The 14,741-nt window shown below is 71.0% G+C and carries 11 protein-coding genes; 5 read left to right on the forward strand and 6 right to left on the reverse strand.

The window, feature by feature from the left end:
• Positions 1–71: 71 nt before the first annotated feature.
• The 4 genes from Dfulv_RS04855 to Dfulv_RS04870 all read right to left on the reverse strand — a co-directional run bounded on the left by Dfulv_RS04855 (position 72) and on the right by Dfulv_RS04870 (position 7,097).
• A complete protein-coding gene (locus Dfulv_RS04855) occupies positions 72–2,888 on the reverse strand; it encodes a LuxR C-terminal-related transcriptional regulator (protein ID WP_259861407.1) in 2,817 nt (938 codons plus the stop codon).
• A gap of 819 nt (positions 2,889–3,707) precedes the next feature.
• Positions 3,708–4,211: a MarR family winged helix-turn-helix transcriptional regulator gene (locus Dfulv_RS04860; RefSeq protein WP_259861408.1), complete on the reverse strand. Its 504-nt coding sequence runs from the start codon at positions 4,209–4,211 to the stop codon at positions 3,708–3,710.
• 24 nt (positions 4,212–4,235) lie between these two features.
• Positions 4,236–5,423 carry a PP2C family protein-serine/threonine phosphatase gene (locus Dfulv_RS04865; RefSeq protein ID WP_259861409.1) on the reverse strand — a complete coding sequence of 396 codons (1,188 nt, stop codon included), beginning with the start codon at positions 5,421–5,423 and terminating at the stop codon, positions 4,236–4,238.
• A gap of 90 nt (positions 5,424–5,513) precedes the next feature.
• Positions 5,514–7,097, reverse strand: a complete 1,584-nt coding sequence (locus Dfulv_RS04870; protein ID WP_406567931.1) for a dolichyl-phosphate-mannose--protein mannosyltransferase — start codon at positions 7,095–7,097, stop codon at positions 5,514–5,516.
• On the opposite strand from Dfulv_RS04870, the gene rsmI reads away from it, so the two are divergent.
• The gene (gene rsmI / locus Dfulv_RS04875) at positions 7,091–7,918 is read left to right on the forward strand and encodes a 16S rRNA (cytidine(1402)-2'-O)-methyltransferase (protein ID WP_406567932.1); all 828 of its coding nucleotides are present in this window, start codon (positions 7,091–7,093) and stop codon (positions 7,916–7,918) included. The genes Dfulv_RS04870 and rsmI overlap by 7 nt on opposite strands.
• A gap of 16 nt (positions 7,919–7,934) precedes the next feature.
• Here rsmI and Dfulv_RS04880 read toward each other — a convergent pair whose 3' ends face one another.
• Entirely contained in the window at positions 7,935–8,843 is a 909-nt protein-coding gene (locus Dfulv_RS04880) for a hypothetical protein (protein WP_259861411.1), read from the reverse strand.
• A gap of 120 nt (positions 8,844–8,963) precedes the next feature.
• On the opposite strand from Dfulv_RS04880, the gene metG reads away from it, so the two are divergent.
• The gene (gene metG / locus Dfulv_RS04885; protein ID WP_259861412.1) at positions 8,964–10,727 is read left to right on the forward strand and encodes a methionine--tRNA ligase; all 1,764 of its coding nucleotides are present in this window, start codon (positions 8,964–8,966) and stop codon (positions 10,725–10,727) included.
• Between the two features lie 84 nt (positions 10,728–10,811).
• Here metG and Dfulv_RS04890 read toward each other — a convergent pair whose 3' ends face one another.
• On the reverse strand, positions 10,812–11,993 hold the full coding sequence (locus Dfulv_RS04890; protein WP_259861413.1) for a hypothetical protein: 1,182 nt from the start codon (positions 11,991–11,993) through the stop codon (positions 10,812–10,814).
• Positions 11,994–12,074: 81 nt separating this feature from the next.
• On the opposite strand from Dfulv_RS04890, the gene Dfulv_RS04895 reads away from it, so the two are divergent.
• The 3 genes from Dfulv_RS04895 to Dfulv_RS04905 are packed head-to-tail and all read left to right on the forward strand — an operon-like array spanning position 12,075 to position 14,739.
• Complete coding sequence (locus Dfulv_RS04895) at positions 12,075–12,935, forward strand: TatD family hydrolase (protein ID WP_259861414.1); 861 nt, start codon at positions 12,075–12,077, stop codon at positions 12,933–12,935.
• Positions 12,932–13,795 carry a 16S rRNA (adenine(1518)-N(6)/adenine(1519)-N(6))-dimethyltransferase RsmA gene (gene rsmA / locus Dfulv_RS04900; RefSeq protein WP_259861415.1) on the forward strand — a complete coding sequence of 288 codons (864 nt, stop codon included), beginning with the start codon at positions 12,932–12,934 and terminating at the stop codon, positions 13,793–13,795. The genes Dfulv_RS04895 and rsmA overlap by 4 nt, the downstream gene beginning before the upstream one ends.
• A complete protein-coding gene (locus Dfulv_RS04905) occupies positions 13,792–14,739 on the forward strand; it encodes a 4-(cytidine 5'-diphospho)-2-C-methyl-D-erythritol kinase (protein WP_259861416.1) in 948 nt (315 codons plus the stop codon). The genes rsmA and Dfulv_RS04905 overlap by 4 nt, the downstream gene beginning before the upstream one ends.
• Positions 14,740–14,741: the final 2 nt, after the last annotated feature.

The raw sequence follows: 14,741 nt of genomic DNA on the forward strand, positions 1-14,741 counted from the left end.
CGGCGCAGGGTGGGCGGCTCGCCCGAACCGGGTGGTTCACCGCAGGCCGGCGCCCACCCGAGCGGGGTGAATCAGATGAGGCTGAGCTCCCTCGCCCGGCGGACGGCGTCGCGGCGCCGGCTCACCCCCAGTTTGCGGTATACGTGCCGGACGTGGGTCTTGACCGTGTTCGACGAGACGCTGAGCACGGTCGCGATCTCGGCGACCGACAGCATGCTGCGCAGGTACTGCAGCACGAGCGCCTCCCGCTCGGTGAGCGGCTCGGTGATCCGGTCGTCGCCCGTCGGGACCGGGAAGGCCGCGCTGGGCAGTTCCGGGCCGGGAAGCCCGGGCGCCGGGGGAGCCGAAGCAGGGTGCGCGGTGACCGGGGGAGCGGAGGTCGGGTGCGGCGATGCCGGGTGAGCAGCGCCGATCTGCAAGGTCGCGACCGGCCGGGCCGACGCCGCGACGACTTCCGTGCCGGGCGGCAGCGAGCGCTCCGCCGGTGACTCCAGCAGCTCCGAGATCCACGCTCCGTGCCCGAGGAACGGCCGCCTGATGCTTTCCGGCCCGGCCAGCCTGAGCGCCCGTTCGACCTGCTCCGCGGCGCCCGGCAGGTCGCCGAGCTGCCGCAGTGCCTGAGCCAGCAGTACCGTCGCCGAAACCGTCGTCACGAGGGACAGCGGCTCGTCGGCGAGCACCCCCTCCAGGGTCCGTACCGCCGACGTGGAGCGGCCCTCCGCGATGTTGCAGCGCGCGTTCGCCAGGGCCACCTCCGGCGTGCCGGGCCACTGCCGGCTCAGGTCGTCGAGGATGCTGCGGGCCTTGTCGAGGCGCCCGTCGAGCAGGCAGAGGTCGGCGTGCAGCACGCGCACCGACACGTCGGCCGTCTTGGGCATGCCACCGCTCCGCCAGCCGAGCAGCGGCTCGAGCGCCTCCGCGGCGCCTGTGTGGTCGTCGCGGGCGAACAGCAGGAGGGCGAGCGCGATCGAGCTGGCCGGCGAGCCGTTCGCGTCCGGCACGGCGTGCACGCTGATGCTCTCCTCGAGGTGGTACCGCGCCTCGTCGAGCTGGCCTCGTTCACGGGCGACCGCGGCCAGGGCGAGCCGGGCGTAGGTGATGGTGCGTGCCTCGGTGATGCCGGCGTCGCGGCAGCCGTCGAGCACCCGCCGCGCGTACGCCGCCGCCGCGGACAGCCGCCCCCGGCGCAGGTGCAAAGCGGCCTGATGCCAGTTGGCCTGCACCGCGAGCAGGCTGAAGCCCGACTTGCCGGCGAGCTCCGCCCCGCGCTCCAGCGCCAGGTCGGCGTCCTCCAGGTCGTTGACGGCGAGGGCGGATCCGGCCAGCCCCAGGTACGCGACGGCGCGGGCGGCGTCGGTCGAGTCGGCGTAGATGTGCTCGTCGGCCGCCTCCTCGCTCCGCGCGAGCAGCCGCACCGCCGCGTCGCCGATGCGCTCCACGTCCTCGATCGCCACCGCCTCGGCGAGCCGCACCGCGGCCAGCATCTCGGCCTGGGCCGCCGACGGCGACTCGCCGAGGGCGCGCTCACCCAGCCGGATGAACCCCGACATGCCGGCGATGTCGCCGCTGTCCCGGCAGCAGATGGCGAGTGCGAAGGCGAGCAGGGGCCGGTCCGCGATGTCCTGCGGCGGGTGCGGACCCTCGCGCGGCGGCATGGCGCGCGGGCCGGAACCGGTCAGCTCGGGCCAGTACTGGAAAAATAATCGTTCGGCGGTGATCCAGTCGCCGCCGGCGGCCGCGTGGGTGAGGGCGTCGCTGGGCAGCCCGTTCGCGGCGTACCAGCCGGCCGCGGCGCGGTGCAGCGTGCGCTCCTCGGCCGGCAGCACGGTGCGGATCTCGGCACGCAGCACGGCACGCAACAACCGCCGGTAGCGGTACCAGGAGTGCGAGCCCCCGTAGAACGTGGCGAGCGCGTTCGCGCGGCTCATCTGGGCCAGCAGCCGGGCGCCGCCGCGGCTGCCGGTCAGCGCCTCGACCAGACCGGGGCAGACGGTCTCGAGGATCGACGTGCGGAGCATGACCTCACGGACGTCGGGGTCGAGGTGCTGGAGGATCTCGCTGCGGACGTACTCCGTCAGCCCGACCTCCTCGTTCAGCCCGGCCTCGCCGAGGATGAGATCGGTGACGACGCGCTCGGGCTCGTGCCGCCCGACCATCGCCGCGAGTGTCACCGCCACGGCGGCCGGCCAGCCCTCGGTCACGTGCCACAGCGCGTAGCGGAACTGCTGGGCCAGCCGGACGTCGTAGCCGGCGGCAAGGCCCGCCACTTCCTCCTGCGTGAACGAGAGGTGATCGGTGCGCAGCTCGGTGAGCTGCCCACGGACCCGCCACCGGTAGAGCGACAGCGGCGGCTCGCTGCGCGCCAGGATGAAGAAGCTGATGCGGTCGCCGAGCCGGGAGATGAGCCGCTCCAGCCGGCGCAGCACGGTCTGGTTGGTCACGTGGTGCACGTCGTCGAGGACCACGACGGCCCGCTCGTTCCGCTGGGCGTTGTGCCAGGCGTAGGTCGCCGGGTCGACGGAGATGCCGGCCGCGGTGAGCGCGATCGTGAGCTGCCGCCAGGCCGCGGTGCCGCAGTTGGGCTCGAACCGCACGTATGCGGTCCGGCCCGGGGCGCGGCCGGCGCGGATCCACGACGTGGCGAGGACCGTCTTGCCCCAGCCGGTGGGCGCGCAGAGCAGGGTCACCGGGTGGGCGATCGCCGAGTCGAGGTGCTCCAGGAGCCGCTCCCGGGCGAGATGGACCCCCGGCAGGTCGGGAGCGTCGCTGACCGGCCGCCATGGCGAGGGCCGCGATTCCGCGGGCTGCGGCCGGCCCTCCAGGGGACGGATCGACGGGTTCCAACCCGGTCCGCCGAGGAACCGCTCGGCCGCGTCGTTGTGCGCCAATCGGTCAAGAGTGCTCTCGCGTGGAACGCTGTGGTGACTCGTATGCACCGTCACTCCCGAAAGCCGCGGATTTACGACGTGCGTTCGGACCTTCCCAGTTCGTGAATGGTCGACCTTCCAACGCGGACCACCATAGAACTGACGCCGCTCCGAGCGGGAGTCCAATATTTACCACACTCGATTTTTATGAGTGTGGAGGCGGCCCCACTTCCCCCGATTTATCAGTCAACAAATAGAAGTATATAAATATGTTGCAGTCGTGCAGTGAACACCGCGTGCGCATGGCACCCAGGCGAACGGAGACTTTTGTCCAGTTTTACAATCGGTAATACTTGTGCCGGACCGCAGTCTCATCACGCAGCGTGAGCCCGGCCGAAGTGTCGATGCGGGGTATTGGTCGAACACTGACGGTTGTGGGGTGACTGCACTTCCGTCACGGTGATCACGGCGTCGTGTGGATCGCAATCTACCCAAGTCGTCGGCGTGTCGACATGCGATCTACTCAATATAGATGCTCTTGATGCTCATCGGACGCCCGTTTCATCCGGATTCAAGGGTGTAATTACAATGGTGTAAATAGCAACCCTCTCTCTAGATGGCGGACTGGTTACTCAATCACGTGCCAATCTGCAAATTGCACTTCGCAGGATGCCGTAATTCAGTACAACTCGGACGGCCGGGCAGGGCCGTACCCGTACCGGAACCGTTGCGCCCGGCCCCGGTTGTTGGTTTCGTTGATTCATTCCGACAAGATCTGACGGGCAGGACGCTGCGCGACCGGGTGCTGTCGGCGGAGATTCCGGTCGGCCAGGACGGGGCCTAGCCGGCCAGCTGGCCTGGCTGGGCCGCGGAGTCCTCGGCCACCGGCATGCCGGACGCGCGCGCGAACGCCGAGAGCCCCTGTACCAGCGCGGCCCGGTCGTCCGGTGCCATCCGCCGCAGCACCGCCGCGATCGTCTCCTGCCGCTGCCGGCCCAGGCCGTCGAGCAGCCGGCGCGCGGTCGGCGTGAGCACGAGCCACACCTCGCGGCGGTCCCGGTCGTCGGCCGTGCGGCGCAGCAGGTCGGCCGCCTCCAACCGGTCACACAGCCGGCTCGCCGAGGACGGCGCGGTGTGCAGGGCGATCGCCAGCTGGGTCAGGTTGATCGATCCGGCCTGGTCGACGACGCCGAGCACGCGCAGCTGTGCCGCCGAGACCCCGGAGTTGTCGTTGGCGGCGCTCGTGGCGACGACCAGTGCCTGACCCGCGGCGTCGACCACGACCGCAGCGGTCAGGGCCGCGTCGTCACTACCAGACGGGTGCGGTGAGGGTCTGCTCCGCACGATGTCCTCCGGGTGTCGCGGGGGTCACGGGTCGGCTCGGGGCGACCAGTCTAGGCAGATGATCAGCGCGTCGTCGGCTAGCTCGGCACCCGCGTGGAATTCACGAAGGCTCCGCATGACGCTACTGATCGCCTCGGCCGGTGGTTGCAACCGCGTCGATCGTATGGCACGACTCAAGTCCCGCTCACCGTACGTCGGTTCATTCGGCCGACCGGCCGCGTGCACGCCGTCACTGACGATGAACAGGCGATCGCCTCGGCGGAGCTGTTCGCGTTCCTCGACGTACCTGGTGTCGCCGAACATGCCGAGCGGCAGCTGCGGATCGAGGGCCACGTCCCGCACCTGGCCGCCGCGGACCAGCAGCATGCGCGGCGATCCCGCGTCGATCATCCGCAGTTCGCCGGTGGCCGTGTTGAGCGACAGCAGGAGGGTCGCCACGTGGCGGGTGCCGCCGTACTGCGAGTAGATCGCGTCAGCGGCGAGCACCGCCTGGTCGGCGAGGTCGCCGGGGCTGCTCTGCCCGGCCGGGATGGACCGGCGGGCGTTGCGCATCGCGTTGACCGCCAGGGTGGTCAGCAGTGCCGCGTCGAGGCCGGTGCCCATGCCGTTGAGGGCGGTCACGGTGAGCCAGTCGCCGTTGACGGCCCAGTCGAAGTGGTCGCCGCCGACCGCGTACGCCGGCTCCAGCTGTCCCGCCAGCTTCACCCCCGGCTGCTCGAAACCCCGGGCCGGTAGCAGGTCCCACTGCATCTCGGCGGCCATCGTCAACCTGCCCGAACGCCGCCGGTCGAGATGGTAGCGGTCGGTTCGCCGGTAGGCGGCGGAGATCGCGACCGCGAACGTCTCGGCCAGCTCCCGCAGGCGCGGCAGCTCGGTCGGCGCCCGCTCGGCGTCGAGCCCGACGCTGAGCACGCCCACCCGTTCGCCCCAGTTGCTCACCGGCAGGTGCAGCCGGGCGAAGGCATGCCCCTCACGGGACTCGATCACCGGGGTCTGGCTGGCGAACGCGCGGGTGGCCGGGGCCAACTGCTCCTCGAGTGCCGGGTCCTGCTCGATCCTGGACGGGGTCAGCGTCGTGGTGCGGTAGTCGGCCAGCCAGAAAGTGCTGCTTTTCGCGCCGTGGTTCGCGCTGAGGTACGCGTCGAGGGTCTCCACCAGCCGATCCGGCGGAGCCGTGCGCAGTGCCTTCTCGATGGAGCCAACGCCGGACATGCGAGCCTTTCGCCAGCCTTTGCTTGCCGTGCGGCAAATAATACAAGGCAGTGTCGTCGGCTCTGGTGATACCCAGTCGCGGTGTGATTGCTACACCCAGCGAGATCCGAGCCACATCCGGGAGAACCACTCTGCGTACGTAATGTTCATTCCGCTGTAGATCGGATAGAAGTACGCGAAACAGGCGGCGACGAGCAGGATGTAGGCGCCGGCGATGATCGAGCCGACGAGCCGCTGGTCACTGTCGGGTCGCAGGTGGCGGGCGGGGCCGATGATGGCGCCGAGGACGTAGACGACGGCGAGGACGAGGAACGGTTCGGCGGGCAGGGCGTAGAAGTAGAACATGGTGCGGTGTTCCGGCATGTTCTGGAACCAGGGCAGGATGCCGGCCAGTGCGCAGGCCATGATCAGCCAGGCGCGGCCGTCGCGGCGGGCGACGGCCAGCCAGCCGAGGGCGATCAGTGCGGGCAGGAACGACCACCACAGCAGCGGGGTGCCCAGCAGCAGGATCTCCGAGGCGCAACTGCTCGCGCCGCACGGGCCGGCGTTGTTCCAGTGGAAGGCGACCGGTCGGCCGAGCAGCAGCCACTGCCAGGGCCACGACTGGTACTGATGCTTCGTGCTCAGGCCGGTGTGGAACTTGTACGCCTCCTGGTGGTAGTGCCATAGGTTGACCAGGGGGTCGATGAGGCGGTCGTGTGGCAGGCCGTTGGTTGCGGCGTACCAGTGCCGGAAGTAGCCGTCGTCGGAGGCGAACCAGCCCCACCAGGTGCCCAGGTAGGTGACCAGCACGATGCCGGCGATCGCGGCGCTCCAGCCGATCCCCTGGGGGATGCTGTCGGTGATCCAGTGTCGCGCGCCCGCGCTGCGTCGTGTGCTGATGTCGAACACGAGGGCGGCGATCGCGAACAGGATGACGTACCACAGGCCGCTCCACTTGACGCCGCAGGCGAGTCCGAGTGCGACGGCGCAGGCGAGGCGGTAGTAGGGCACGCCGAGTTTCGGTCGCCGGTTGGGGTCGGCGCCGGTTTCGAGCAGGTGCAGCCAGCGGGTGCGGCGCTGTTCGCGGTCGAGGACGAGGAAGTAGAACGCCACGACGATCCAGAACATCAGGAAGATGTCGAGCAGGGCGGCGCGGGAGAGCACGAAGTGCATGCCGTCGAGTGACATGAGCAGGCCGGCGGCGCCGGCCAGGATCGTGGAGCGGAACAGTCGCCAGGCGGCCATCGTGATGAGCAGGACCGCGGTCATGCCGGCGATCACGGCCATGATGCGCCAGCCGAACGAGTTGTAGCCGAAGAGTTGCTCGCCGAGCGCGATCATCCATTTGCCCAGTGGCGGGTGGACGACGTATTGGGGGGTGTTGTCCTCGGGGTTCCACTCGACGCCGTGTTGTAGCAGGTCCCATGCCTCGTTGGCGTAGTAGACCTCGTCGAAGATCGTTTCTTTCGGGTGTGAGAGATTCACCAGCCGCAGCACGAGCCCGATGCCGGTGACCAGGATCGCGGTCAGCCAGAAATTCGGCGTGAATCGGCCCGGCCCGGCGAGCCGGCGGCGCACGATGTCGGGCACCGGATCGGTCCCGGCGGTCTCCGCCTTGCTCGTTTCGGTCAGCACACCCGAGGTCATTGGGCGATCGTAGGGTGCGGGATGCCACCATCGCACATGTGCCATTGATTCTCCTTGGGGCGCCGCTGGGCAACCCGGACGACGCCTCGACCCGGCTCCGTGAGGTGCTGGCCACCGCCGACGTGGTGGCGGCCGAGGACACCCGGCGCCTCGGCCGTCTCGCACAGCATCTCGGTGTCACCATCTCCGGCCGTCTGGTCAGCTACTTCGAGGGCAACGAGGACCGCCGGACCCCCGAGCTGGCCGACCTGCTCGAGTCCGGCGCGACGGTCGCCGTGGTGACCGACGGCGGCATGCCGAGCGTCTCCGACCCCGGGTTCCGGCTCGTCCGGGCCGCGGTGGCGTTGGGTGTACCGGTGAGCGCCGCCCCCGGGCCGAGCGCCGTCACCACCGCGCTCGCCGTCTCCGGTCTGCCCTGCGACCGGTTCTGCTTCGAAGGCTTTCCCCCTCGGAAGCCCGGTGAACGTCGAACGTACTTCTCGTCCCTGTCGGATGAGCCGCGCACCATGGTGTTCTTCGAGTCCCCGCACCGGGTGGCCGACACGATGCGGGACATGGCGCTGGCCTTCGGCGAGGACCGTCCGGCGGCGCTGTGCCGCGAGCTGACCAAGACGTACGAGGAGATCCGCCGCGGCACGCTCGGCTCCCTGGCGGAGGACGCCGACACGGCCCGCGGTGAGATCACCCTCGTGGTCGGCGGCGCGCCGGCCGTGCCGGCCGAGCGCCCGTCGGACGTGGTGCTGGCCGCCGAGGTGGCCGCCCTGGTCGCGGCCGGCACCGACCGCAAGCAGGCGACGCACGAGGTGGCGCTGCGCCACGGTGTCCCCAAACGTGATGTCTACGCGGCGGTGGTGGCCCACAAGTAGGTCGGTGGCCGGCCGGTCAGTAGGAGGCCAGGACGATGCCGGCGGCCAGGACGAGCGGGGCCGCCGTCGTCAGGGACCACGCCGCCAGCCGGGTCCGCAGGCTGCCCAGGCGCCACGCGCCGGTCAGCCAGGACAGCGCCAGGCCGCAGAGCGCGACCAGCCCGAGGCCGACCGCCCAGCGCACCCGCAGGCCGGACGGGCTGCCGGCGTAGGCGATCCGGCCGTCGGGCACCATGCGCGCCGCCAGCGCGGCGCCGGGGGCCTCGTCGGCGCCGACGAGCGAAACGCCGTCGACCGGTTCGCCGGCTTCCGACCCGGTCGCCGTGAAGGCCGCCACGCATCGGCGCAGGACGCCCGAACCCTCGCACGACGTCACCGTCGCGGTGCCGCGGACGGCGTGCCCCATGTCCAGCCAGAACGGTTCGGCGCTGGTCCACGCGAAAAACCCCGCGAGCAGTGCGGTGAGCAGCATCGACACCAGCCCGGCGGCCGGGTTGCGGGGCTTGCGGACACGCCGCGGTTTCCGGGACGGCGACGGCCAGGGGGACGGGCGCGGCTGCCGCATCACCCGCATCGCCGGTGCCGGCCACTGCTCCGTCCGGCCGGCCAGATGGTCCTGGACGGCCGTCGCGCCGGCCAGCCGCGCCGCCTTCTGCTCCTGCGTGGTGCCGGCATCCTCCACGGCGACGGCGCTCTCCACGGCGGCGGGGACGGGTGAGGCGACCGTCACCGTCGTGGTGGTCGGCCGCAGCGGGAAGTCGTCGGGGCGTGGGCCGGGCGCCTCGATCCGCGCGACGGGGCCGTCATCGAGCACCGGTGAGGGGGTCGTGGACGGTGCGGGCGGGATCCCCGCCGCCTCGCCCCGCCACCATCCGGCGGCCGGGCTCGGCGCCGGCCAGGGACGCTGCGTTGGCTGGTCACTCACGTTCTGTATTGGACAACGGACGATGGCCGACACTTCGGATGTCGGGTCGCGTGTCGGGAGAAATGCCGAAGAGCGAAGCCATTCGCCGAAGCGCTCGGAGGGTCACTACGCTTGCAGGTCATGAGTCGTGTTCTCGCTGCGGTCGCCTGGCCTTATGCCAACGGACCGCGCCACATCGGTCACGTGTCCGGATTCGGGGTGCCCTCCGACGTCTTCAGCCGCTACATGCGGATGGCCGGCCACGACGTGCTGATGGTGTCGGGCACCGACGAGCACGGCACGCCGATCCAGGTCCAGGCCGACGCCGAGGGGGTCACCCCGCGCGAGCTCGTGGACCGCTACAACCGTGTCATCGTCGAGGACCTGCACGGCCTCGGCCTGTCCTACGACCTCTTCACCCGCACCACGACCGGCAACCACTACCAGGTCGTGCAGGAGCTGTTCCAGGGGTTGCACGACAACGGCTACATCATCGCCAAGACCACGCTCGGCGCGATCTCGCCGTCGACCGGCCGCACGCTGCCCGACCGGTACATCGAGGGCACCTGCCCGATCTGCGGCTACGACAGCGCGCGCGGCGACCAGTGCGACAACTGCGGCAACCAGCTCGACCCCGACCAGCTCATCAACCCGCGGTCGAAGATCAACGGGGAGACGCCGGAGTTCGTCGAGACCGAGCACTTCTTCCTCGACCTGCCGGCCTTCGCCGACCAGCTCAGCGCCTGGCTCGACACCCGCGACGGCTGGCGGCCCAACGTGCTGAAGTTCTCCCGCAACCTCATCGACGACCTCCAGCCGCGGGCGATCACCCGTGACCTGGAGTGGGGCGTGCCGATCCCGCTGGACGGCTGGCGGGACCGCGACGACAAGCGCATCTACGTCTGGTTCGACGCGGTGATCGGCTATCTCTCGGCGTCGATCGAGTGGGCCCGCCGCTCCGGCGACCCCGACGCGTGGCGCAAGTGGTGGCAGGATCCCGAGGCCCAGGGTTACTACTTCATGGGCAAGGACAACATCGTCTTCCACTCGGTGATCTGGCCGTCGATCCTGCTGGGCTACTCCTCGCCGAAGGCCGGTTCGCTGGGCGCCCTCAACCTGCCCACCGAGGTCGTCTCCTCGGAGTATCTGACGATGGAGGGCCGGAAGTTCTCCTCCTCGCGCCGGGTGGTCATCTACGTCCGCGACTTCCTCGAGCGCTACGACGCCGACGCGCTGCGCTACTTCATCGCCGTCGCCGGTCCGGAGTCGAACGACACCGACTTCACCTGGGCCGAGTTCCGTCGCCGCAACAACGACGAGCTCGTGGCCGGCTGGGGCAACCTGGTCAACCGTTCGATCTCCATGGCCGCCAAGAACTTCGGCGAGATCCCGGCCGTCGGTGAGCTGACCGCCGAGGACGAGCGCCTGCTGGCGGCCGTCCGCGCCGGCTTCGACAGCGTCGGTCAGCTGCTCGGCAAGCACCGCCAGAAGGCGGCGATCACCGAGGCCATGCGGATCGTCGGCGAGGTCAACAAGTACTTCTCGGATCAGGCGCCGTGGAAGCTCAAGGAGGACAAGGCCCGCATGGGCACGGTCCTCTACGTGGCGCTCCAGGCGGTGCGGGACTGCAACACGCTGCTCACCCCGTTCCTGCCCCACTCGGCGCAGAAGATCCACGAGCTGCTCGGCGGCACCGGCGTCCACGCCCCGATGCCCGAGATCGTGGAGGTCGAGGACCTCGACAACGGCCGGACCTATCCGGTGCTCAAGGGCGACTACACGGTGGGCGCGAAGTGGGAGCACGTGGCGATCGAGCTCGGCACGCCGCTCGCGGCCCCGACCCCGGTGTTCCGCAAGCTCGACGAGTCGATCGTCGAGGAGGAGCTGGCCCGCCTGCAGTCGTAGCACCCGCACGGCAGGCTCGGTGGGGTTCCTGATCGAGGGAAACTTCACGTCGCCCTGGCGACACGAAGTTTCCCTCGATCGAGCTCAGAGTTGGTACCAGTGGTCGCTCTCGTGTCCGTCGGTCACCTCGCTGGCCGGCGCCCACGCCTCGTAGACGCCCCGCTCCACGCAGTGCGCACCCAGGCGGGCCACCTGGTCGCCGTCCGGGCGGGCCAGCCGCAACCGCAACCAGTCGCCCTCCTGCCGGATGACCGTGCAGCGGGCGTCGCGCCAGGTGGCGCGGGGCACCCGGCGGGCCAGGGCCTCCAGCGGATAGCGGGCCGCGCGCGTCTTGGCCGCCACCCGGAACTCGCCGGGCGGGTCGACGATCGCGTCGAACATGTTGTCGCGGTACTTCCCGATGTACCGCGACAACGGCGGCGTCACCGGGAAATACTCCTGGTCCGACGCGTCGGGCAGCAGGTGCCGCCACTGCGGGCCGTGCATCCGCGACCAGGCGCGCTGCTCCGGCAGGTAGGTGTAGAGCGTCACCTCGGTCCCGTCGCCGGTGTAGGCGACCAGCGACGTGTTCGCCGGCACCGGCAGCTCGGCCAGGTCCGCGGTCACGAACTCGGGGACGATGTGCCGCCCGCTCGCGGCGAAGCCGGTGCCGATGACCGGCGGGCCGAGTCGGTCGTGCGGCGGCATCGAGACCAGGCCGCCGTAGGAGCCCGCCAGCGGCACGTCGTAGTCGGACGGATCGACCGCCCGCCAGCGCATCGCGAACACCACGTCACCGATCTGCTCGCCGACCAGGATCGCGAGGTCCTCCGGGGTGCGTAGGTGCGCGACGTCGAAGGCCCGGTAACAGAAGCCGCTGATCGGCCAGCCGCGCAGATAACCTGCCAGCTGGCGGCCGGAGAGAAACTTGATCATGCGGGTGCCGCGCCGCACCACGGCGGTCCGCCGGATCGGGGCCACATTCGCGGCCGCCGACGGCGTCTGGGTCATCCGGTGGATCGCGGCCCAGTCGAGCGCCCGCGTGACGGGCATGAGCAGCGGCTCGTCCTCCAGCCCGTCGAGCGCCGAGGTGACCTCGGTGGCGTGGACGAAGCGGCGGTACGGCCACCGCGCCCCCGGACGGGGATTGGGCAGGAAGCCCGGCGCCGGTTGGGTCGAGTACACCTCGAACGCCGCGCCCTGCGCGATCTCCTCAGCGGGGTATGCGACCCCGTCGATCGTCACGCTGTGGGTCGCGGACCCTTCGGTGTGCCCGATAACTGTCACTTTCGCGACGCTAAGGCCGGGTGGTGTGCACAGAGTGAACAAATCGTGAACGCCGGACCGGGGGTGGCATGCTTAACGCCGATGAGCGCGAGAAAACCCTACCGGCAGGGCACATTCCCACCCGCACCGGATCCGTTGCCGGTCCCGGTGCTGGACAGCCACACCCACATCGACATCACGCTGCAGGAGGACGGTGACGGCGGACCGGCGACGGTCGCCGAGGCCGTCGCGGCGGCCCGCGCCGCCGGCATCGACCGGCTCGTCCAGGTCGGCTGCGACGTCGAGTCGTCGCGGTGGGGCGTAGAGGTCGCCGCGCAGCACCCGGCCGTGGTCGCCACCGTCGCGCTGCACCCCAACGACGCGCCGCGCGTGCCGGACCTCGACGCCGCGTTGCGCGAGATCGAGCGGCTGGCCGCCCACCCGCGGGTCCGCGGCATCGGCGAGACCGGCCTCGACTACTTCCGCACCGGCGAGGGGGACGCACGCAAGGTTCAGCACGAGAGCTTCCGTGCGCACATCGCGATCGCCAAGCGATACGGCAAGACGCTGGTCGTCCACGACCGCGACGCCCACGACGACATCCTGCGGGTCCTCGACGAGGAGGGCGCGCCCGACCAGGTGGTCATGCACTGCTTCTCCGGTGACGAGACGTTCGCGAGAGAGTGCCTCGACCGGGGCTACCTGCTGAGCTTCGCGGGCACCGTGACGTTCGGCAACGCGGCGCATCTGCGGCGTGCGGCGGCGGTCACCCCGCTCGACGGACTGCTGGTGGAGACCGACGCGCCGTTCCTCACGCCCACGCCGTACCGGGGCCGCCCGAACGCCTCGTATCTGATCCCGGTGACGGTCCGCGCGCTCGCCGACGTCACCGGCCATGACCTCGACGCCCTGTGCGCCGCCGTCTCGGCCAACGGCGACCGGGCCTTCGGTGCCTGGCAATGAGCCTCCTCGGTCCGGCTGAGGTCCGTGAACTCGCGCACAAGCTCGGCATCCGCCCCACCAAGCAACTCGGGCAGAACTTCGTCCACGACCCCAACACCGTCCGCCGGATCGTCCGCGCGGCGGGGCTCGCACCCGACGAGTCGGTGCTGGAGGTCGGCCCCGGGCTGGGTTCGCTCACCCTGGCGCTGCTGGAGCACGCCTCGCAGGTGCACGCGATCGAGATCGACCCGGTGCTCGCCGGGGCGCTTGGCGACACCGTCGCGCGGTTCGCGCCGGAGCACACCGGGCGTCTGACGGTGATCGCCGGTGACGCGCTGCGGGTCTCCCTCGAAGGGGCCGCGCCGACCGCGCTGGTCGCCAACCTGCCGTACAACGTCGCCGTCCCGGTCGTCCTGCACCTGCTCGGCACCGTCCCGTCGCTGCGGCACGGGCTGGTGATGGTCCAGAAGGAGGTCGCCGACCGGCTGACCGCCGGGCCGGGCAGCCGGATCTACGGCGTGCCGAGCGTGAAGCTCGCCTGGTATGCGGAGTCGCGGCAGGCGGGGAAGGTCCCACCGAGCGTCTTCTGGCCGGTGCCCAACGTCGACTCCGGCCTGGTGGCGTTCACCCGGCGGGAGGAGCCGGCCGAGGACCGGCGGGCGGTCTTCGGCGTCGTCGACGCCGCGTTCGCCCAGCGCCGCAAGACGCTGCGGGCGGCCCTGGCGGGCTGGGCCGGCGGCCCGGACGCGGCCGAGCGGGTGCTGCGCGCCGCCGGGGTTGATCCCGGCGCCCGTGGTGAGCAGCTCACGGTGGAGGACTTCACCCGGATCGCCAGCCAGCAGCGAGCGCGCGTAGCGGACCCGGGTAGGGTGCAGCAGTGACCGAGCCGCTCTTCTCCGAGGACGAGGAGTTCGACCGGCCGCGCCTGGCCGCGCACGGACCGGTCCGGGTGCGTGTGCCCGCGAAGATCAACCTCCACCTGCACGTCGGCCCCTCGCGTCCGGACGGCTTTCACGAGCTGACGACGGTGTATCACGCGATCGGGCTCTACGACGAGATCACCGCGCGCCGGGGCGACACGCTCACGCTGACCATGGAGGGCGAGGGGGCCGGCGAGCTGTCCCTCGACGAGGACAACCTGGTCATCCGGGCGGCGCGTGTCCTCGCGGCGGAGACCGGGCACGAGCCGCACGCCCGGCTGCACCTGAAGAAGCAGATCCCGATCGCCGCGGGGCTCGCCGGCGGCAGCGCCGACGCGGCCGCCGCGCTGGTCGCCTGCGACCAGCTGTGGGGCACCGGCATGTCCCGTGACGACCTGGCCGCCATCGCCGCCACGCTCGGCTCCGACATCCCGTTCCTGGTGCTCGGCGGCACCGCGCTCGGCACCGGCCGCGGCGAGTTGGTCAGCCCGATCCTGACCGGCGGCCACGCGTGGCACTGGGTGCTCGCGGTCGCCGAGGAGGGCCTGTCCACGCCGACGGTCTACAAGACGTTCGACGAGATCGGCGCGCAGACCAACGCCGGGCCGCCCGACGGGCTGCTCGCCGCGCTGCGCCAGCGCGACCCCGAGGTGCTCGCCGCGGAGCTCGCCAACGACCTGCAGGCCGCGGCCCTGCACCTGCGGCCCGAGCTGCAGGGTGTGCTCGACGCCGGCCTCGACGCGGGCGCGCTCGCCGGCCTGGTCTCCGGCTCCGGCCCGACCTGTGTGTTCCTTGCCGAGGACGCGCGCCACGCCGCCCTCGTCGCCGCCGAGCTGGAGGCCCGCGACTGCTGCCGGGCCGTGCGCACCGCCGTCGGCCCCGTCCCCGGCGCGAGAGTGCTCTGAAT

It is taken from the genome of Dactylosporangium fulvum, from assembly GCF_025137375.1.
GTDB classification, from domain to species: Bacteria; Actinomycetota; Actinomycetes; order Mycobacteriales; family Micromonosporaceae; genus Dactylosporangium; species Dactylosporangium fulvum.

Coding starts and splice junctions, on each gene's coding strand:
- Dfulv_RS04895 (WP_259861414.1), top strand. CDS start 12,075: ATGAGCGCGAGAAAACCCTACCGGCAGGGCACATTCCCACCCGCACCG.
- Dfulv_RS04870 (WP_406567931.1), bottom strand. CDS start 7,097: ATGGCACATGTGCGATGGTGGCATCCCGCACCCTACGATCGCCCAATG.
- rsmA (WP_259861415.1), top strand. CDS start 12,932: ATGAGCCTCCTCGGTCCGGCTGAGGTCCGTGAACTCGCGCACAAGCTC.
- metG (WP_259861412.1), top strand. CDS start 8,964: ATGAGTCGTGTTCTCGCTGCGGTCGCCTGGCCTTATGCCAACGGACCG.
- Dfulv_RS04865 (WP_259861409.1), bottom strand. CDS start 5,423: ATGTCCGGCGTTGGCTCCATCGAGAAGGCACTGCGCACGGCTCCGCCG.